The organism is Bacillus sp. NPDC094064, assembly GCF_050279585.1.
Classification (GTDB): domain Bacteria; phylum Bacillota; class Bacilli; order Bacillales; family Bacillaceae_G; genus Bacillus_A.
In genome coordinates this window covers 307,921-328,879 of record NZ_JBNNUI010000005.1, presented here as the reverse complement: position 1 = coordinate 328,879, position 20,959 = coordinate 307,921, and the positions used below count along the sequence as shown (strand labels likewise).

21 protein-coding genes are annotated in these 20,959 nt (G+C 38.7%); all 21 read left to right on the top strand.

The features are described from left to right. Position 1: 1 nt before the first annotated feature. The 21 genes from nuoD to fabZ all read left to right on the top strand — a co-directional run bounded on the left by nuoD (position 2) and on the right by fabZ (position 20,829). Positions 2 to 1,102, top strand: coding sequence for an NADH-quinone oxidoreductase subunit NuoD (gene nuoD, locus ACQKNI_RS14370; protein ID WP_002123807.1), 1,101 nt, complete (start codon positions 2 to 4; stop codon positions 1,100 to 1,102). Beyond that, positions 1,102 to 2,103 carry an NADH-quinone oxidoreductase subunit NuoH gene (nuoH, locus tag ACQKNI_RS14365; RefSeq protein WP_427282468.1) on the top strand — a complete coding sequence of 334 codons (1,002 nt, stop codon included), beginning with the start codon at positions 1,102 to 1,104 and terminating at the stop codon, positions 2,101 to 2,103. The genes nuoD and nuoH overlap by 1 nt, the downstream gene beginning before the upstream one ends. 25 nt (positions 2,104 to 2,128) lie before the next feature. Continuing rightward, the gene (nuoI, locus tag ACQKNI_RS14360; RefSeq protein ID WP_098253460.1) at positions 2,129 to 2,548 is read left to right on the top strand and encodes an NADH-quinone oxidoreductase subunit NuoI; all 420 of its coding nucleotides are present in this window, start codon (positions 2,129 to 2,131) and stop codon (positions 2,546 to 2,548) included. Further along, complete coding sequence (locus tag ACQKNI_RS14355; protein WP_063222506.1) at positions 2,545 to 3,069, top strand: NADH-quinone oxidoreductase subunit J; 525 nt, start codon at positions 2,545 to 2,547, stop codon at positions 3,067 to 3,069. The genes nuoI and ACQKNI_RS14355 overlap by 4 nt, the downstream gene beginning before the upstream one ends. Continuing rightward, entirely contained in the window at positions 3,062 to 3,376 is a 315-nt protein-coding gene (gene nuoK, locus ACQKNI_RS14350) for an NADH-quinone oxidoreductase subunit NuoK (RefSeq protein ID WP_098883024.1), read from the top strand. The genes ACQKNI_RS14355 and nuoK overlap by 8 nt, the downstream gene beginning before the upstream one ends. 29 nt (positions 3,377 to 3,405) lie before the next feature. After that, the gene (gene nuoL / locus ACQKNI_RS14345; protein ID WP_427282465.1) at positions 3,406 to 5,268 is read left to right on the top strand and encodes an NADH-quinone oxidoreductase subunit L; all 1,863 of its coding nucleotides are present in this window, start codon (positions 3,406 to 3,408) and stop codon (positions 5,266 to 5,268) included. Next, positions 5,265 to 6,767 carry an NADH-quinone oxidoreductase subunit M gene (locus ACQKNI_RS14340; protein WP_427282464.1) on the top strand — a complete coding sequence of 501 codons (1,503 nt, stop codon included), beginning with the start codon at positions 5,265 to 5,267 and terminating at the stop codon, positions 6,765 to 6,767. The genes nuoL and ACQKNI_RS14340 overlap by 4 nt, the downstream gene beginning before the upstream one ends. Before the next feature lie 7 nt (positions 6,768 to 6,774). Next, complete coding sequence (gene nuoN / locus ACQKNI_RS14335; RefSeq protein WP_427282477.1) at positions 6,775 to 8,289, top strand: NADH-quinone oxidoreductase subunit NuoN; 1,515 nt, start codon at positions 6,775 to 6,777, stop codon at positions 8,287 to 8,289. Between the two features lie 210 nt (positions 8,290 to 8,499). After that, positions 8,500 to 8,736, top strand: a complete 237-nt coding sequence (locus tag ACQKNI_RS14330) for a DUF1146 family protein (protein ID WP_088231993.1) — start codon at positions 8,500 to 8,502, stop codon at positions 8,734 to 8,736. Between the two features lie 51 nt (positions 8,737 to 8,787). Beyond that, positions 8,788 to 9,492, top strand: coding sequence for a YwmB family TATA-box binding protein (locus ACQKNI_RS14325; RefSeq protein ID WP_427282463.1), 705 nt, complete (start codon positions 8,788 to 8,790; stop codon positions 9,490 to 9,492). A gap of 39 nt (positions 9,493 to 9,531) precedes the next feature. Beyond that, entirely contained in the window at positions 9,532 to 10,836 is a 1,305-nt protein-coding gene (murA, locus tag ACQKNI_RS14320) for a UDP-N-acetylglucosamine 1-carboxyvinyltransferase (RefSeq protein WP_000411264.1), read from the top strand. A gap of 363 nt (positions 10,837 to 11,199) precedes the next feature. Beyond that, positions 11,200 to 12,219 carry a stage II sporulation protein D gene (gene spoIID / locus ACQKNI_RS14315; RefSeq protein ID WP_088231995.1) on the top strand — a complete coding sequence of 340 codons (1,020 nt, stop codon included), beginning with the start codon at positions 11,200 to 11,202 and terminating at the stop codon, positions 12,217 to 12,219. Between the two features lie 134 nt (positions 12,220 to 12,353). Further along, a complete protein-coding gene (locus ACQKNI_RS14310) occupies positions 12,354 to 13,970 on the top strand; it encodes a long-chain fatty acid--CoA ligase (RefSeq protein WP_427282462.1) in 1,617 nt (538 codons plus the stop codon). Between the two features lie 156 nt (positions 13,971 to 14,126). Beyond that, on the top strand, positions 14,127 to 15,134 hold the full coding sequence (locus ACQKNI_RS14305; RefSeq protein ID WP_427282461.1) for a LytTR family transcriptional regulator DNA-binding domain-containing protein: 1,008 nt from the start codon (positions 14,127 to 14,129) through the stop codon (positions 15,132 to 15,134). Positions 15,135 to 15,315: 181 nt separating this feature from the next. After that, entirely contained in the window at positions 15,316 to 16,158 is an 843-nt protein-coding gene (locus ACQKNI_RS14300) for an ABC transporter ATP-binding protein (RefSeq protein ID WP_088231998.1), read from the top strand. Further along, complete coding sequence (locus ACQKNI_RS14295) at positions 16,158 to 16,862, top strand: ABC transporter permease (protein ID WP_427282460.1); 705 nt, start codon at positions 16,158 to 16,160, stop codon at positions 16,860 to 16,862. The genes ACQKNI_RS14300 and ACQKNI_RS14295 overlap by 1 nt, the downstream gene beginning before the upstream one ends. A gap of 161 nt (positions 16,863 to 17,023) precedes the next feature. Continuing rightward, entirely contained in the window at positions 17,024 to 17,908 is an 885-nt protein-coding gene (locus ACQKNI_RS14290) for a M23 family metallopeptidase (RefSeq protein WP_088232000.1), read from the top strand. Between the two features lie 141 nt (positions 17,909 to 18,049). Further along, a complete protein-coding gene (locus tag ACQKNI_RS14285) occupies positions 18,050 to 18,184 on the top strand; it encodes an ABC transporter ATP-binding protein (protein ID WP_088232001.1) in 135 nt (44 codons plus the stop codon). Between the two features lie 307 nt (positions 18,185 to 18,491). Beyond that, positions 18,492 to 18,764: a sporulation transcriptional regulator SpoIIID gene (gene spoIIID, locus ACQKNI_RS14280; RefSeq protein WP_000544012.1), complete on the top strand. Its 273-nt coding sequence runs from the start codon at positions 18,492 to 18,494 to the stop codon at positions 18,762 to 18,764. A gap of 150 nt (positions 18,765 to 18,914) precedes the next feature. Continuing rightward, complete coding sequence (locus tag ACQKNI_RS14275) at positions 18,915 to 19,916, top strand: rod shape-determining protein (RefSeq protein ID WP_000457992.1); 1,002 nt, start codon at positions 18,915 to 18,917, stop codon at positions 19,914 to 19,916. 478 nt (positions 19,917 to 20,394) lie between these two features. Beyond that, on the top strand, positions 20,395 to 20,829 hold the full coding sequence (fabZ, locus tag ACQKNI_RS14270) for a 3-hydroxyacyl-ACP dehydratase FabZ (RefSeq protein ID WP_000931959.1): 435 nt from the start codon (positions 20,395 to 20,397) through the stop codon (positions 20,827 to 20,829). Positions 20,830 to 20,959 lie beyond the last annotated feature (130 nt).

The window sequence follows — 20,959 nt, the reverse complement described above, 5'->3', positions numbered from 1 at the left end:
TATGATCCGTACGGAAGAAATGCTGTTGAATGTAGGGCCTCAGCATCCGAGTACACATGGTGTATTCAGGCTTGTTATTAAGATTGACGGGGAAATTATTAAAGAAGCTACACCGGTTATTGGGTATTTGCATCGCGGGACTGAAAAGATCGCTGAGAGTTTGCAGTATACGCAAATTATTCCTTATACAGATCGAATGGATTATTTATCGGCCATGACGAATAATTACGTCATTTGCCATGCTGTAGAGACGATGATGGGGCTTGAAATCCCAGAGCGTGCCGAATATTTGCGAGTACTTGCGATGGAGCTTGGACGAATTGCAAGTCATCTCGTTTGGTGGGGGACAAATCTTCTTGATATAGGAGCGGTTAGTCCGTTTTTGTACGCGTTTCGCGAACGAGAGATGATTATCAATTTATTAAATGAATTATGCGGTGCACGGCTTACTTTTAACTATATGAGGGTCGGAGGTGTGAAGTGGGATGCACCGGATGGTTGGATTGAAAAGGTAGAAGAGTTTGTTCCGTATATGAGAGAGCAATTGGCAGGTTATCACGACCTCGTTAGCGGTAATGAAATTTTCTTGAATCGTGTGAAGGGCGTTGGTATATATAGCGCGGAAGAAGCGATTTCGTATTCTTTAAGCGGAGCGAACTTGCGATGCACTGGAGTAAACTGGGATCTTCGCAAAGATGAGCCGTATTCGATTTATGATCGTTTTGACTTTGATATTCCTGTTGGGAGCGTGGGAGATGCTTGGGATCGCTACGTTTGCCGAATGGAAGAAATTGAGGAGTCGTTAAAAATTGTTGAGCAAGCAGTCCAGCAGTTCCCGAAAGATGGAGCGGTACTTGCTAAAGTACCTAAAATTATTAAGGCTCCTAAAGGGGAGGCGTTCGTCCGTATAGAGTCGCCGCGCGGAGAGATTGGTTGCTATATTGCTAGTGATGGAAAGAAAGAGCCGTATCGTCTGAAATTCCGCAGACCTTCTTTTTATAATTTGCAAATTTTACCGAAGTTATTGAAAGGTGAAAATATCGCCAATTTAATTACGATTTTAGGTGGAGTTGATATTGTACTTGGGGAGGTTGATGGCTAATGATTGAGTCGCTCTTACAATCACCTTCAAGCTGGACGAACTTTTTTATTTTTTTCGGATTAGCGGTGCTGCTACTATTTGCAGTTCTTGGCTTCGTTACATATGGCATTTTGGCAGAACGGAAAGTGATGGGATTTATGCAAGGACGGATTGGACCAAACCAAGTTGGGGGTCGGTTCGGTCTACTGCAAACGGTAGCTGATGTTTTGAAACTATTATTGAAAGAAGATAGTATTCCGAAAGCAGCAGATAAACCGTTATTTATATTAGCGCCTGTCATTGCATTCGCACCAGCATTTATGGTGCTTGCGGTTATCCCGTTTACTGATAAATTTCAGTTTGCAGATATTGGAGTAGGCCTGCTTTATTATATTGCTGTTTCTGGGATTACGACGATTGGTGTTGTGACTGGGGGATGGGCATCGAATAATAAATATTCCCTTTTAGGAGGGATGCGTGCGGCGGCGCAAATGATTTCTTATGAAATTCCGCTCGTAATGAGTGTAATTGGAGTCGTTTTATTAGCTGGTAGTTTGAATTTGAATGAGATTGTAGCGGCGCAGGAGAATGTTTGGTTCATTTTTGTGCAGCCAATCGGTTTCGTCATTTTCTTAATCGCAGCAGTTGCAGAGTTAAATAGGACACCGTTTGATTTACCAGAAGCGGAGTCGGAACTTGTTTCTGGATATCATACGGAATACTCAGGGTTTCGCTGGGCGTTTTTCATGCTTTCAGAGTATGTATATTTCTTCGGAATGGCATCTTTAATTACAGTGCTCTTTTTAGGCGGATGGAATCCAGTTATGTTCCTTGGATTTCTCCCGGGAGCTGTATGGTTTGCTTTGAAATTTAGCAGTGTAGTCTTCCTATTAATTTGGTTCCGCGTCACGTTTCCGCGTATAAGGGGCGATCAGTTAATGGAGTTTGGTTGGAAAGTATTATTACCAATTGCACTTGCAAATATTTTCTTAACGGCATTGATTAAGGAGTTATTCTTCTAATCTATGAGGGGGGTGCCAGCAAGAGATGAAAGGGCTATTTAAAGGATTAAAATATACATTAAGTAATTTGACTAAGAAGAAGGTGACGTACGACTATCCGAATCAGCCGTTGCCATTGCCAGACCGTTTTCGGGGGATTCAAAAATTTTATCCGGAAAAATGTATTGTTTGTAATCAGTGCTCCAATATTTGTCCGACAGATTGCATTCAGTTAACAGGGAAAAAACATCCGGATCCTACGAAAAAAGGAAAAATTATCGATACGTACGATATTAATTTTGAAATTTGTATTCTTTGCGATTTGTGTACAGAAGTTTGTCCGACAGAGGCAATTGTCATGACAAATAACTTTGAGCTCGCGGAGTATACACGTGATGATTTATTTAAAAATTTGCAGTGGCTTGACGAAAACGACGAAAACGTCAGGAAGGAGAATAAAGCATGAATGGCGAGTTTGTAGCATTCTTTATACTATCCTTGTCTGCAATTATCGGCGGCGTTCTTATGCTGAATTTAACGAAAGTCATGCATATGATGCTAGCTCTCGTTCTTACATTTCTCAGCATTGCAGGTTTGTACTTTCTTTTATCAGCCGAATTTATCGGTGTTGCACAAATTTTACTTTACTCTGGTGCGATCACAATTATTATGATTTTTGGCATTATGTTAACGAAACATAATGCGGAAAATGAATCGCGTCTTACTCTTCGAAAATGGATTATCTTCTTTGCGGTTGTAGCATTTGGGGCGGTTATGTATTTCGCTGTTAATAATATTGATTTTGCAAATGAAAGCACACAAGGAAGTTTACCTCTTCATGAAAAAAACACACTTCAAATCGGTACACTTCTCTATTCAAAATATATTATTCCGTTTGAATTAACTTCAGTTATTTTACTTGTAGCACTTGTTGGCGCGATTATACTTGCGAAGAAGGATGAGAAAGAGGAGGATTCCAATGAGTAGCGTTCCAGCTTCTGCATATTTAACGCTTGCAATTATTTTATTTTGCATCGGTCTATTTGGAGCTTTAACGAAGCGAAATACGGTAATCGTATTAATTTGTATTGAATTAATGCTTAATGCGGCCAATTTAAACTTAGTGGCGTTTAGTAAATTAGGTATGTTTCCAAATTTAACAGGGCAAATTTTCTCGCTGTTTACGATGGCTGTAGCAGCAGCGGAGGCGGCGGTAGGACTCGCTATCTTAATTGCTTTGTACCGTAATCGCACGACAGTTCATGTAGATGAAATGGATACGCTCAAAGGATAGCATTGTGACCGAAAAGGGGGAAGGAAACAATGATCGATTATGCATGGCTCATACCGCTTTTCCCGCTTGTTTCGTTTTTGTTACTTATTACGTTCGGGAAGAAAATTAGAGAAGGAAGCAGCGTACTTAGTATTTTCTTCATCTTTCTCTCCTTTATATTTGCGGTACTTGTATTAATAGAAAGGTTTTCGACAGTACCAGTGAAGCATAAGTGGGTATGGCTTAGCGCTGGAGATATAGATATATCATTTGGCTTTGAGGTGACGGCATTAGGAGCTTTAATGTTGTTTATCGTTACACTTGTAAGTTTGCTTGTACATGTGTATTCGAAAGGTTATATGAAAGGTGATGAAAGGTTACCGACCTTTTATGCGTATTTAGGGCTCTTCACATTTGCAATGCTAGGGCTCGTTATATCGACGAATTTATTGCAGCTTTACGTATTTTGGGAGTTAGTAGGCCTCGGTTCATTTTTACTCATCGGCTTTTATTTCTTTAAAGAAGAAGCGAAGGCTGCTGCGAAAAAGGCTTTTATTATGACACGTATCGGGGATGTTGGTTTATTTATTGGGATGATTTTAATTTTTTGGCACGCAGGTAGTTTTGAATATGATGAAATTTTCAAAGCGATTCATACGGGAGATCTCTCTCCTTCTATGATTACAATAACGGCGATATTAATTTTTGTTGGTGCGATGGGGAAATCGGGTCAGTTTCCGCTTCATACGTGGCTACCTGATGCAATGGAAGGACCGACGCCTGTTTCAGCGCTTATTCACGCGGCGACGATGGTTGCAGCTGGCGTATATTTAGTGGCGACGATGTTCCCGTTATTTTCGGCAAGTGCGGTAGCGATGCAGACAGTGGCAATCGTTGGAGCTTTCACTGCAATCTTTGCGGCCTCTATCGGCCTTGTACAAACAGATATAAAGAGAGTACTTGCTTATTCTACAGTTAGTCAGCTTGGATATATGATGCTTGCACTAGGTTCAGCGGGTTATGTAGCTGGTATCTTTCATTTAACGACACATGCCTTTTTTAAAGCACTATTGTTTTTAGCAGCAGGAAGCGTAATTCATGCCGTGCACACGCAAAACATTAATAAAATGGGCGGTTTACAGAAGAAGATGAAAGTAACTGCAGCGCTATTTTTAATCGGTACACTTGCAATTAGCGGTGTTCCTCTCCTTTCTGGTTTCTTTAGTAAAGATGAAATTTTAGCGGCGACGTGGATGAATGGCAACTACTTTTTATTCATATTAGCAGTAATTGCGGCATTCTTAACGGCGTTTTACATGTTCCGTCTATACTTCCTTGTCTTTACTGGAGAAGCGAAGACGAAGGAAGATGTGCATGAGTCGCCCCGCGTTATGACGTATCCGATGATTGTTCTCGGCGTTCTCGCGATAGTGGCGGGATATATAAATACACCATGGTTTGGGACGTTTCTTGGAGATTGGCTTACGAAAGATGTAGCGTTCAAGGTGGAAGAAGTACATGGACCGGTTTGGATTATGGTTGTTGCAACGCTCGTTTCATTTGCGGGAATCGCCCTTGCGTATTTCATATACGGAAAGAAAACTATCTCAAGAAATTGGGCTGGAGGAGAAGGATCCTTTCTTCATAATCTCCTGAAAGAAAAATATTATGTGGATGAACTATACAATGTTACGGTGCTTCCCATTACGAAGGGAATCGCTCATGTTCTTCGCTTGTTTGAAGTATATGTTGTAGAAGGAATCGCAGTTTTAATTGGAAGTTTGGTTAAAGGTGCGAGCAGCATAGGATCGAAACTTCAAAACGGGAATGTACAAGTATACGGCACTGTAACAGCAGTTTCACTCGCATTACTCGTCATTATTTTGCTCTATACGGGAGGGGATTTACGATGAATGATTTGTTGTTAACGTTCTTCATTTTTTCCCCGCTGTTAGGAATTCTCTTACTTGTATTAACACCGAAAAAAGAATCGCGTACAGTGCGAGCGCTTGGGTTATTCGGAACGGCGCTTCCATTTGGAATCGCTATCGTCCTCGCTTGTACATATGCTTCTGGAAAGAGTTTATCGCTATTTGATGAAAAAGTGGAATGGATTAAATTTGGGGATTTTACGGCGGTGGATAAAAGGTGGTTTTCCATTTATTACGAGCTCGGTATTGACGGGTTATCACTTGTCATGATGGTGCTGACGACCCTTCTAGCGATGCTTGCCGCAATTGCAGCTTTTTCTATTACAAGAAATTTGAAAGCATTTTATATGTTATTACTCATGTTAGAAATAGGAATGCTCGGTGTCTTCGCTGCTCAAAATTTAATGTTGTTCTTTATCTTCTTTGAAATTACGCTGCCGCCAATGTTCTTACTAATTGGGAAGTGGGGGAAATTGTCGAGTGAGAAAGCCGCATATAGTTATTTAATATATAACGGTATTGGATCGGCTATTTTACTCATCGTTTTCTCGATTTTGTTTGCGAAAACAGGTACGACAAATATTGTGGAGCTGAAAGAGATATTAACGAGCGGAAGTGCTGGGGAAGGGCAGATCATCCCGAGTAGCTTACAACTTGGTATATTTATCGCCATAATGGTTGCCTTTGCAATTAAACTACCCGTGTTCCCGTTGCATCGCTGGATGGTTAACGTGCATATTGAAGCACACCCTGCAGTAGTTATGCTTCATGCGGGTGTTTTGTTAAAGATTGGCGCGTACGGTATGATTCGTTTCGGGAAGGGATTATTCCCGGAATACTTTCGCGAGTTTGCGACGCTCATTGCGATTTTAGGAGTCATTAATTTATTGTACGGTGCTTTCTTAGCACTCATCCAAACGGATTTTAGAAAGGTACTTGCTTACTCTAGTATTTCGCATATGGGAATTGTTTTAATGGGGCTTGCGGCACTTAATGCACCGGGTACACAAGGGGCGCTATTCCAAGTTGTATCGCACGGTTTAATTGCGGCCTTGCTGTTCTTCTTACTTGGTGTTATAGAACAACGTTTTGGAACGTCACATATTACAGCGCTTGGTGGACTTGCAAAAAGTGTCCCAGTACTTAGTGGCTTCTTCTTAGCAGGAGGAATGGCATCGCTTGGACTGCCAGGAATGTCTGGATTCGTTAGCGAATTTCTTGCCTTTCTCGGTTTGTTCCAAGGGGAGCCAGTCATTGCGGCAGTCGGCGTACTCGGCATCATTTTAACCGCTGTATACGTATTGAGAGCGACACTTCAAGTAACATTTGGTAAGAAAGAGTGGGAAGCGAAAGCTGATATACACGGATGGGAGTATGTCCCCGTCTTACTACTTATCTTCTGCATTATTGCAATTGGAGTCATGCCAGAAATACTTGGGGATCCGCTTCAAGATACATTGAAAACATTGGGGGTGAAGTAGGATGGATATGAATACGTTACTTAGCTTGTCATGGCATCTCATGGTGCCAGAATTCATTATTCTCGGAGCTGCCATCCTTCTTTCCATATGTGATTTGTTTTTTAAGCTGAATCATAGGTATGTAGCGCTTAGTTCAATCGCAGCTGTCCTAGTAGCAATCGTGTCATTAATTACGTTATACGGTGAACCGGCGGGAGATATTTTAAATGGATCGTTTGTGTTAGACGGATTTTCAAAAGGATTTAAAACGTTGCTATTAGGCGGGGCGGCCCTTATCTTATGCACGGCAATGAGTGATGACAAGAAGAATCCAATTGAGGATAAGGGAGAATATTATTACTTATTTTTAATGGCGCTTCTTGGAGCGATGTTTATGGCTTCCAGTGTTGATTTCATTACACTGTTCGTCGGTCTAGAGCTACTATCACTTTCTTCATACATTTTAGTAGGAATACGAAAAAAGAATCGTGCATCAAATGAAGCGGCAATGAAATATGTCATTAACGGAGGGATTGGAACAGCAATTACGCTCTTTGGAATGAGTTATTTATACGGTATTACAGGATCGACTAACATGTTGGATATGCAAAAAGCATTCGCCGGGGAACTAACTAGCGGCATTCAGTTATTGCTGGCTCTCGCATTTCTACTATTGCTTGTCGGGCTCTCATTCAAAATTGCAACAGTGCCATTTCATATGTGGGCACCTGATGTATATGAAGGGGCTGCTACACCTGTTACGGCTTTCCTCGGAACGATTTCTAAAATTGCTGGGTTTCTCCTTATTATTCGCCTGTTCCTTATGGTGTTTGCAAATGTTTCGATACAAGGAGATGCGGAGTCTTTGTACGGGCATATGAGCATATACATTGCGGTATTAGCAAGTATTACGATGATTGTTGGGAATGTAGTCGCATTAAAGCAATACAGTGTAAAACGTTTATTTGCCTACTCAGGAATCGCGCATGCAGGGTATTTACTCGTTCCACTTGTGGCGTTATCACCGTTCACGATGGATAGTATGTGGTTTTACATGCTGGCTTATATGCTTATGAACATAGGAGCATTTGCGATTATCCATGGATTAATCTTACAAAGTGACAAAGAAAACATAACCATTTTCACCGGATTATATAAAAGGTCGCCATTTACAGCGATAGTGATGACGATTTTTATTTTATCGTTAGCCGGGATACCAGGAACGGCTGGTTTCATCGGGAAAATTAACATCTTTTTAGGTGCACTTCATGTAGAACCGGCTCATTACGTACTAGCTTCTATTATGATGGGAACAACAGTCGTTTCATTCGTATATTATTTCCGGATTTTGCAACAAATGTTTTTCCGCACGGGGGAGACAGAAGAGAAGATTCGGTTACCGCTAAATATAAAGGTTGTTATGAGTCTTTGTGCAATTTCAATTGTAATACTAGGGATTATGCCGATGATTGGATACAATTTCTTTTATGAATATTTTCCATTAATGAAAGATTTCTTCTTCCTAGGGAACGTGGTACAATAGTAAAAATAAAAGGTGTGGAGTCGGTACTCTACGCTTTTTATTTTGTGTGAATCACAAATGAAAATGCATATAGGTATACGTTCTTTGAGAGAAAATTACGATGTAAAATGTAAGATGCTTATTTGCATTTGAAAAAGTGTGGCTCCTACTTATTATGGTATCGTTTTTCTATTTTTATAAGTAGTAGCCAAGTAAAAAGGGGTCGATTTTTTGGCACAACTTTTAGGGCAACAAGCACTGATTGCCATTATTTCGCATTTATTGTTTATCACCATTACGTGGTGGGCATTGCAAGGCATTCACATTGAGCGTTTAATGAAGCCTGGAAAAGTGATGCAGACGAGAGTGTTACTCATCTTAGTTACAATTGCAATTGGGACATCTGTAAGTAACTTTTTCCTTGATTATTTAGGCTATTCGAAGAGTTTAACGTATTTAGTAAAGTAAGTGTATAGAACCTTATATCTCCGTTAACAATGGGGATAGGAGGGGATGAAATTGAAGCTTAAAGTCATTCTTATTGTTGCCTTGAGTGTCGTTTTATTTTTGGTTGGATATAGAGAGATGAAACCAATAAGCGATGAACAGAAAATGGAGAGCATGATCGCGGCATTAGAGAAAAATGATGCTAAAGTAGAGAAATGGTCATGGTTGGCGCGAGAAACGAAAACAATTTCTAATATACATACGTTTCAAAAACTGTTAAACGATGTGAAGGACAAAGCCGATATTCAAAAGTGGGAATTAGAGCAATCTCCAGACGGATATAAAGCTACATCCTATAAAAAGTTTGCTTCATATGAAGAACGAGTAGTAGTAACTTGGAGTAAGGAAAATACTAAAGAAAACACTTTCATTATTTTTGAAGTAAGTGGGGCGAAATGGGACCCGAAGTACGTTCGGAATACGAATAAAATTTTTAGTGAAAAACCTATAATTTACACTTGTGTTCAAGGTGTACTGAATGATAAGATTGAAGGTGTTTTGCAAAATAAAACCAATGAGGTTTTGAAAGATTTTTCAGCAAGAGCGATCGAACAGATAGAAGAAAGAGCATTTGTATCAGTCTCCGCATACAATAAAAAGTGGGATGACGCTCTTTCAACAAATAGAGAGAAAATAAATGTGCAAATAGCAATACGTTCTACAAACAACAAAGATACAATTGTGGTTGGCACACCGATCATAACTTCTGAGTATTGAGTGAATAGATACTGAAAAAAGGACACGGAGGGGAATAATTTGGAAAAGATCATCGTCCGTGGCGGAAAGCGGTTAAACGGCACAGTGCGTGTTGAGGGCGCAAAAAATGCTGTATTACCTATAATCGCTGCAGCCCTATTAGCGAGTGATGGAAAGAATGTACTATCTGAAGTACCAGTTTTGTCTGATGTATACACAATTAATGAGGTATTACGTCATTTAAATGCTGAAGTCGTATTTGAAAATAATCAAGTAACAATCGATGCTTCTAAAGAATTAAACATCGAAGCACCATTTGAATATGTACGTAAAATGCGTGCATCTGTTCAAGTAATGGGCCCATTATTAGCGCGTAACGGTCGTGCTCGTATTGCACTTCCTGGTGGATGTGCAATTGGTTCACGTCCAATTGATCAACATTTAAAAGGCTTCGAAGCAATGGGAGCAAAAGTACAGGTTGGTAATGGTTTCGTTGAGGCATACGTAGAGGGAGAACTAAAAGGAGCTAAAATTTATTTAGACTTCCCAAGCGTAGGCGCGACAGAAAACATTATGTCTGCAGCTACATTAGCAAAAGGGACAACAATCCTTGAAAACGCAGCGAAAGAACCAGAAATCGTTGACTTAGCTAACTTCTTAAATGCGATGGGAGCGAAAGTACGCGGAGCTGGAACTGGAACGATCCGTATTGAGGGTGTTGATAAATTATATGGTGCAAACCACTCTATTATTCCTGACCGTATTGAAGCGGGAACATTCATGGTTGCAGCGGCAATTACTGGTGGAGACATCTTAATTGAAAATGCTGTGCCTGAACATTTACGCTCAATTACAGCGAAAATGGAAGAAATGGGTGTTAAAATTATTGAGGAAAATGAAGGTGTACGTGTTATCGGCCCAGATAAGTTAAAAGCGGTTGATATTAAAACTATGCCTCACCCAGGTTTCCCAACAGACATGCAATCACAAATGATGGCATTATTACTACAAGCTGATGGAACAAGTATGATTACAGAAACGGTATTCGAAAACCGCTTTATGCACGTTGAAGAATTCCGTCGTATGAATGCTGATATTAAAATCGAAGGTCGTTCTGTTATTATGAACGGTCCAAACAGCTTACAAGGTGCTGAAGTAGGTGCAACTGACTTACGTGCAGCTGCAGCGTTAATCTTAGCTGGTTTAGTATCAGAAGGTTACACTCGTGTAACTGAGTTAAAACATCTTGACCGTGGTTATGTAGATTTCCATAAAAAATTAGCTGCATTAGGTGCAACTATTGAACGTGTAAACGAAAAAGTAGAAGAAGTGAAAGAACAAGAAGTTTCTGATCTTCACGCTTAATTGAAATAGTCTCTATGTCTTTTGACATAGGGGCTATTTTTTTTGGGCTTATTACTGTTATAGTCAATAAATTCTATACTTATGCACGTACCAGTGAAAATATTTAGAAAATTTACGTTTTATTTTGCTATTTGTGGTCAGCGAAACTTCGCCGCATTAAAATTTCACTTTATACCGATACCTCCAAGTATGTTCTAAAAAATTCCGTAGTTCCATAAGAATGAAAGGAAGCCAACTTTATCCCGCTTTAATGGGCAGTAAGACCCCCACCTCAAAATTCAGCGAAAGCAAAGAAGTTAGGTGGGGGGGCAACTGCCCATAAAAGTCCGATTGGTTCAACTAATAATCAGTGGGGGAAATAAGATGAAATTTTCAAAGTCACTTTTCATTACAGTAGCGCTTCTAATAGCGCTCGTTATCATTGTACCTGCAGCCCTTGTTATTCCATTTGCGAAAGCAAAAGTAGGGGAAGAAGCAGCCTCTAAAACTCCTCCAGCGATAGAAAGTATACCAGCTCCAGGGAAAGTAGATACAGCGGTTCAAGTTGCCGTATATCGCGAGAAACAGAAGAAGGTAGAAACATTACCTATGGAGGAGTATGTGACCGGTGTAGTAGCTTCTGAGATGAATGCCAGTTTTGAAATAGAGGCGCTAAAGGCGCAGGCATTAGCAGCGAGAACATTTGTAGTACAGCGTATGCTAAGCGGAGGAAAGAAAAACAATGCGGACGTGACAGATACGGTGAAAGATCAAGTGTACAAAAGCAAAGAAGAATTGAAGAAACAATGGGGTAATAACTACGAAAATAATTTAAAGAAAATCGAGGAAGCCGTCTCCAAAACCGCAGGACAAGTTTTAACGTATGAAGGAAAACCCATTTCAGCATCGTTCTTCTCAACGAGTAACGGGCGAACAGAAAATGCAGCTGACTATTGGGGAAATGATTATCCGTACTTAAAGAGTGTAGATAGTCCGTGGGATGAAGCATCTCCAAAATTTACGAGCGAGCAAACATTTACAGTAGCTGACTTTCAAAAACGTCTCGGTGTAAAAATACTGGCGGGCGGAAAAGTCGGCGATATTAAAGAGCGTACAGAAGGAAAACGTGTAAAAGATGTAGCATTTCAAGGTAAAACATTAACAGGAAGAGATGTGCGTGACAAATTAGATTTACGCTCGTCTGACTTCACGTGGAAACAACAGGGCGATAAAATCGTCGTTACAACGAAAGGGTTCGGCCACGGCGTTGGGATGAGCCAATACGGCGCGAACGGTATGGCAGCGGAAGGTAAGAAATATACAGATATTGTCGCTCATTATTATAAAGGCGTTGAAATAAAGACGATGAATGATTATGAGGGGAAATTGATGGTGAAGAAGTAGAGTGCAAAAAGAGCTAATTTAAATTAGCTCTTTTTGTCATTATTTGTAGAAATAAATGGAAGGTACGTTGCGCACTACGTGTTATAATACAGTTATGTGAATATATAAAACATAACAATAGGGGGTAATGAAAAATGATGATGGATGTACCACTTCTCATTCCGTCAATGATGGAACGAGCGGAGAAATATTTTTCGAAAAAGGAAGTTGTTTCACGGACTGCATCGCGTATTCATACATTAACATACGGAGAAATTGCAAAGCGGACGAGAAGGCTCGCTAGCGTATTAACGAAAATGGGAATTGAACAAGGGGATAAAGTAGGTACAATTGCTTGGAACCATCATAGGCATTTGGAAGCATACTTTGCGATTCCAGGAATCGGTGCAGTGCTACATACGATTAATTTAAGACTTTCCGCTGATCACATTTCATATATTATTAACCATGCAGAAGATAAGATTATTCTTGTCGATGAAGATATGGTACCTGTATTAGAAAGTATTCAACACGAAATCCCGCATATAAAAGCCTTTATCATTATGACAGACGATCATAAACTACCTCACACAACACTATCACCAGCATATCATTACGACCAATTACTCGAAGAAGGCGATGAGACATTTCCGTTTGTAAAAGATTTAGATGAAAAAGAACCAGCCGGTATGTGCTACACATCGGCTACGACAGGAAAACCGAAAGGTGTAGTTTACACACACCGTAGTATTGCACTCCATAGTTATACACTTGGACTTGCGGATGGCGGGAATATATCAGAAGTAGACACTTGTATGCCAGTCGTTCCGATGTTCCATGTTAATGCATGGGGATTACCGTTTGCGAGTACATGGTTTGGGACAAAACTCGTATTACCAGGACCACACTTCACGCCGAAGATTTTAGCGGAATTAATTGAAAGAGAGAAAGTGACAATTACGGCTGGCGTACCAACCATTTGGATTGGTTTGTTGCAGGAACTAGAAAAACATCCATATGATATTAGTAGTATTAAAACGATATGGTCAGGTGGATCAGCTGCTCCAATGAGCATGATTCGTACGTATGAAGAGAAGTATGATATTGCATTTAGACAAATATATGGAATGACAGAAACGAGTCCTGCTGTTGTAATTAATTGTCCAAAATCATATCAACGTGATTTACCGAAAGATGATTACTACAATTTACGCTCTCGCCAAGGATATTTACTCCCTGGGCTAGAAATGAAAGTGATTGGACAAGACGGTGAAATTAAATGGGATGGCGAAGAAATGGGCGAACTTTGTTTGCGCGGCCCATGGATTGCCGGTAGCTATTATAAAGATGAGCGCACAGAGGAATTGATGAAGGATGGATGGCTCCATACAGGAGATATCGTTACAGTTGATTCGGAAGGATTTATTAAAATTGCTGATCGTACGAAAGATTTAATTAAAAGTGGCGGTGAATGGATCTCTTCTGTAGATTTAGAAAATGCTTTAATGTCACACAATAAAGTGTTAGAAGCATCTGTTGTGGCAGTACCGCATGAAAAATGGCAAGAGCGCCCAGTAGCTTGCGTTGTATTAAAAGAGGGACAAGCAGTAGAAAGAGAAGAGTTGTATGCTTTACTAGAAGCAGAATTTCCGAAATGGTGGATGCCAGATGATATTTTATTCGTAAATGAAATTCCGAAAACATCTGTAGGGAAGTTTCTAAAACGAGCACTTCGAGATCAACTTAAGTCGTATATGGTAGAGCAGAAATAGAGAAGAAGGCTATCCTTTCATTTGGATAGCCTTCTTTTTAGTCGACATGACAAATTGCTTTCCAATCTTTCAGGTGTAAAGATGTTGTATAAAGTATCATAATTTTCCATTAATTGTTTGTTATAATAAAATAAAAACTATTTTGGGGGAGACGGAATGGCGTTATTGGAGTTGAAACAATTAGGGAAGACGAACCAGTTACCGGCAATTGAGCTGGAAGTTGAGAAAGGGCAATGTGTTGTTTTGCAATGTAATAACCATACAGCTAAAGTGTTGCATCGCATTATTATCGGCGAGGAAGAAGCTTCAACTGGCAATGTGCTGTTTGAGGGAGAAGCGATTGGAAAGAAAAATTATTCCCGCATCGGCTTTTGTTTTTTGAAAGATGAGGCATATGATCGTTTGAAGGTGAAGGAATATTTTAAGTTTTTAATAGGGCTGTATGAATCAAATATGAGTATAGAAGAAGTAGTGCAATATGTCGGTCTCCTAGATAAGCTAAACGTTAAAATAGAAAAATTATCATTTTCAGAGAAACGACGTCTTCATATCGGGCGTGTGATGATTCATAATCCAGATTTAATTATTTTGGAAGAGCCAGAGCAAAATGTAGATACAGAGAGTACGATTATGATTCGAAAAGCAATTATGAAAATGAAAGAGCAAGGAAAGGCAATTTTTATTACGTCATCTTTCTTATCGGACGCTCTTTCATTAACAGAAGATGTATACATATTAAATCAAGACGGTGTGAAAAAAGTAGAAATTGAGCAAGAGGAAGCAGAAGAAGTCGATGAAGAAAAAGTCGTTCAAATGATTCCACAAATGAAATTAGAAAGAATACCAGCGAAAGTGAACGATAAAATCATTTTACTTGATCCGATGGAAATTCATTTCATTGAAACGCAAAATGGAGTGACGCATATTCATGTGCGTGAAGGTGATTTTGTATGTGCATTAACATTAAGTGAACTAGAAACGAGACTAACAGGATTCGGATTCTTTAGATGTCATCGCTCGTATCTTGTGAATTTACAAAGAGTACGAGAAGTGATTACGTGGACTCGTAACAGTTTCAGTTTAATTTTGGATGACGAAAGAAAAAGTTCAATCCCGCTTTCAAAAGGACGAATGGATGAATTAAAAGGCGTAATTGGGCTATAAAAAGTGCTCCAATAAGCTCGAAATACGATTCATTCACCGGTAAAAATACTCCTTTTACCGGTATTTTACTGCGCCTACCCTTTGTTTCTCATATGATTGAGTCAGGAAAAGCGAAACAAACAAACGAAAAGCGCTACAGCGACTTTCATCTATAAAAAAGAAAAACAAAGGGGATGACGACATGACATTGGCAATTGAAATGAAAGATGTAATGAAAAGTTTCAACGAAAAAACGGCACTTCGAAATGTAAATATTGAGGTGAAACAAGGAGAGATTTTCGGATTCCTCGGACCGAGTGGATCTGGTAAAACGACAACGGTGAAAATTTTAACTTCTCAATTGCTTCATAGTGTTGGAACGGTACGAGTATTAGGGAAGGATATTACAGGACCAAGTAGTATGGATTACAAACGAATTGGTATTTTAACAGACAACAGCGGTTTATATGAAAGACTTAGTATTTATGATAACTTACTATTATTTTGTGATTTATACGAGTGTAAAAAAGAACGAATCGACGAAGTACTAGCGCAAGTGAATCTATTAGATGATAAAAAAACATTAGTAAAGAAACTATCAAAGGGAATGAAGCAGCGCGTAACATTAGCAAGAGCAATTCTTCATAAACCAGATATCCTCTTCTTAGACGAACCAACATCCGCACTTGATCCAGTAAACGTACAAAACATTCATAAAATCTTAAAAGACTTAAATAAAGAGGGAACAACGATTTTCTTAACGACGCATAACATGGACGAAGCAGAAACGCTTTGTAACCGCATTGCCTTTCTATGCGGCGGAGAAATTGTAGCGCTTGATACACCAGAAAACCTTCGCTTACAATACGCGAAAGATCAAATACAAGTCGTATTAAAAGATAAGCAAAAAGAAGTCGTGCAAAAAGATGAATTAGGTGCAAAACGTATTTCGGAATGGATGAAAAAAGGAGAATTACTATCCATTCATTCATACGAACCAACGCTAGGCGATATCTTTATTGAAGTTACTGGGAGGGGATTATAATGACATTTTCAATGAGACGTGTATCAGCTATTTTTAGGAAAGAAGTACAAGATTTTAAGACAAATTCACAAGTACTGTTAATGGCATCTTTACCAATTATATTTGCATTTATATATAGCAGGTTTGGGCAAGGAAGTGCAGGGGTTGGTATTATTACTTTAATGGCCTTTCTATTTGTTGCGGGATTTGTTCAATCGATGGTAATCGCGGAAGAAAAAGAAAAACATACATTACGTGTGTTAATGCTATCACCAGCTTCTTCTGTTGAAGTTCTTCTTGGAAAAAGTATATTAACAGCATGTTTGACGCTTTGTATTTGTATTGTGAACTTATTCATTCTGGATCAATTAAGTGGCAATCTTGTATTACTAGGGTTTATTTTCTTAAGTGGAACAATTCTATTTATCGTGATTGGAACGACGATTGGGTTATTAGCTGAGTCTGTACCACAAACATCACTAATTGGAATGCCGATATTAATGACGATGTATTTAGCTGTACAATTTGAGTCAATGGTTGAAAATAAAGTAATTAAGACAATGATTGAGTATCTTCCAACATCTCATATGGCAAAAGCAATTAAAAGCTTAGTAGAGGGAGCAGGGTTTAGTAGTATTAGTGGGCATGTACTCAATGTTGGGGTGTGGCTTATTCTTTCACTTATTGCATGTTTAATCGTATATAAAAAGAAACAAATGGACTAAAAACTGAGCTGAAATGCTCAGTTTTTTCTTTTTTCTATCATTTCCTCGGAAATTTTACAATTCTTATACATATTTTTACAGTATTTGTCGAAAAATAATTAGTTACAGGTTGTATAGGATATTTGAATATTGTTCAGAATGATTGCTGAGGTGATGATGGAATGCGAGGAAGAAATAATAAAAAGTCGCAAAAGGTAGTACATTTATTTCAAAAAAGATGGGTGTTTCCGGCACTATACATTGCTTGTGCAGCGGTAATCTTAATGGTTGCGCTATGGTTCCAAGGAGCTAATCCGAAGAAGACTCCGAACCACGATCAAGCAACACCGTATACACAATCGGAAGATCCAGCAGTACCAGTAACGAAATCTTCAGAAGTAGTGAAAATGCCAGCTGCCACGAGTGTGGAAGTAGTCGTACAGAAGAAGTTCTATGAAGACGTAGCAACTGAGGCGGAACAAGAAAAAGCACTTGTCTTTTATAACAACACATATTCCCCGAATAAAGGAATCGACATTGCTGCGAAGAATGGAAAAGAATTTAGTGTAACAGCTGCTTTAAGTGGTACAGTAACGAAAGCTGAAAAAGATTCACTTCTTGGTTATGTTGTAACAGTTGATAGTGGAAATGGTGTAGCAGCATCTTATCAAAGCTTAGGCAGTGTAAAAGTAGAAAAAGGTGCAAGAGTTGTACAAGGTGAAGTATTAGGGAAATCTGGTTTAAGTGCAATGAACAAAGAAGCAGGTTCTCACGTTCACTTTGAAGTACGTAAAGACAATGTAGCTGTGAACCCTGAGCGCTACTTAAATAAATCAGTAGCAGAAATTAAAGCTGATGCAGGTGCTGCAAAAGCAACGAACGCTTCTGGTAAAAAAGCTGATGACAAATCTCAAAAAGAAGAAAAGTCAACAAGCACGAAACCAGAAAGTAAAACAGAAGATAAGTCTCAAAAAGAAGAGAAATCAACAAGCGGTTCGACTACTGACAAAAAAGAAGAACCGAAGAAAGAAGAAAAATCAACAAATGGTTCTTCTTCACAAGAATAAGACAGTGAAAAAATCAGCTCTCACTAGGAGAGCTGATTTTTTTATTTTTATATAAAAATACTCAATTTCGAGAAAAAAGTTGCAATAACAAGGAAAAATGACGAGATTCTCGAATATATATTACAAAAAGGAGGGGATACTGTGTCATTTTTATTTGTTCTGTCGATTGCTATTATTTTATTGTTTGTTTTATTCACTTTATATTATTATATTGCTGGTAAAAAAGAGGTTCCCCACCGTCAGTTGTTAGAAGAAGAATTTGACCGAGAAGAATGACGCCTTTCATATAAGGTGTCATTTTTTTTGCCAAAATCGTCATTGTTAACGTATTTCTCACAAAAAAACGTAATTTTTCTTAACTTAGTCCGCAAAAATAGTGAACATGTAGCATATATCAGTAGTGCGGGCAATACAATGGTATAAACCAAAGCAAAGAGAGTGTTTGAGGTGAGAAATCGTGAATCATTTCATTATAAATCCAAGAATGTTTAACGCTTACAAACAGCACTCACACTTACTTCTTAGTCGTATGCAGCGAGGCTCATTTCACACTTCTCACATCCAATTTAGGGAGGCGAGTGGTGTGCACGATTACATCAAAGAGAGAACTATCAAGATTGGTAAGTATATCGTGGAGACAAGAAAGACAGTGCGTGTCATTGCAAAGGAATTTGGGGTATCAAAGAGTACAGTCCATAAAGATTTAACAGAACGTTTACCAGAAATTAATCCAGAGCTCGCAAATGAAGTGAAAGAAATTCTTGATTATCATAAGTCTATTCGTCATTTAAGAGGCGGAGAAGCAACAAAGCAAAAGTATAGAAAAGAAGATGTAGAAAAGCCTGTACGTCAATAAAGATACAGTAGCAAACATTCCGTAACATTTTTCAGAAGAATTCTTTTTGCGAATATTACGTTTCTGTTAAATATATGATAAAATCAGAAATTAGGTGTAAAAGAATTCGGGTGTAACCTGATTTTGAATATCGAGGAGGAAATGACGGGAATGTTTGCGCGAGATATCGGAATTGACTTAGGTACGGCTAACGTATTAATTCATGTTAAAGGTAAGGGTATTGTATTAAATGAGCCATCTGTTGTGGCAATTGATCGTAATACAGGTAAAGTACTAGCAGTAGGTGAAGAAGCAAGAAGTATGGTGGGGCGTACGCCTGGTAATATTGTAGCAATTCGTCCACTTAAAGATGGCGTAATCGCAGATTTCGAAATTACAGAAGCGATGTTAAAGTATTTCATTAACAAATTGGACGTAAAGAGCTTCTTTTCAAAACCGCGTATTTTAATTTGTTGCCCAACGAACATCACATCAGTAGAGCAAAAAGCAATTCGTGAGGCTGCTGAACGTTCAGGTGGTAAAACAGTATTTTTAGAAGAAGAACCAAAAGTAGCCGCAGTTGGTGCTGGTATGGAAATCTTCCAACCAAGCGGTAACATGGTTGTTGATATTGGTGGAGGTACAACAGATATCGCTGTACTATCTATGGGTGATATTGTTACCTCTTCCTCTATCAAAATGGCTGGCGATAAGTTTGATATGGAGATCTTAAACTACGTTAAACGTAAGTATAAGCTATTAATTGGAGAACGTACTTCAGAAAATATTAAAATTAAAGTTGGTACAGTATTCCCAGGTGCACGTAGCGAAGAACTTGAAATTCGCGGACGTGACATGGTAACAGGTTTACCACGTACAATTACAGTATGCTCTGAAGAAATTACAGAAGCACTAAAAGAAGACGCAGCTGTCATTGTACAAGCTGCAAAAGGTGTACTAGAACGCACGCCACCAGAATTATCTGCGGACATCATCGACCGCGGTGTTATTCTAACAGGCGGTGGAGCTTTACTACACGGTATCGACATGCTTCTAGCAGAAGAATTAAAAGTACCAGTATTAATTGCTGAAAACCCAATGCAATGTGTTGCGGTTGGTACAGGTATTATGTTAGAGAATATCGATAAATTACCACGTCGTGCTTTGAAATAAAGTGCGGGGAACCGACTGATTCATAACCCGTAAATAGCGGACTAAAGTGAGAAGAGCTAAGGTGTCATAACCGTAGCTCTTTTTTGTTTTTATATTTTTATATTTTGATTTATTGAGAAAATAGAAGAAAAATAAAGAAAAACGAAGAAAATAGGGAAAATATTCATATATATGGTTAAATTTAATATTTCCTTATTCGAAAACGTTTATAATATAATGAGTCGAATACGACATTAAGGCAAAGAATGTTCACATACATATTGCCTTTCCCTAACTTGGGCATACACTCTTTTCTACCTCCGTGTCAGTTGCAGGAATGTGCAACTATTTTAATGGAATAGAGTGTGTGCATTTTTTTATATAGGAAGCGATGCTGAATATAAAATTTCACTTTGTAATGACAAACAATAAACAAAATGGGATAATAAACAATATGTCCAAGTGGTAAGACCAATATTACAAAAGGGGCGATTGTTACATGCTAAATATAGAACAAATTAAAGAAATCATTCCTCACCGCTATCCATTTTTACTCGTTGATAAAATATTAGAAGTAGATGAAGGAAAAAGAGCGGTTGGAATTAAAAATGTATCTGCAAACGAAGAATTCTTTAATGGACACTTCCCTGACTATGCAGTTATGCCTGGTGTACTTATTGTAGAAGCATTAGCGCAAGTCGGAGCAGTTGCTGTATTAAAGAAAGAAGAAAATCGCGGAAGACTCGCTTTCTTCGCAGGAATCGACAATTGTCGTTTCAAAAAACAAGTACGCCCAGGTGATCAACTCCGCCTAGAAGTGGAAATGACACGTGTACGTGGCCCAATCGGAAAAGGGAAAGCAATCGCAACAGTAGATGGCGAAGTTGCATGTGAAGCAGAAATTACATTTGCAATTGGTGATAAAAAAGAATAGATCGAATAAAAAAATCTTCTTGTAAAAATACAGGAAGATTTTTTTATTTACTAAATATATCGATATAAATATAAAAATACAAACTAGTTAGAAAATTAGTTGTAAACTAATTTGGATTACCATACAATTA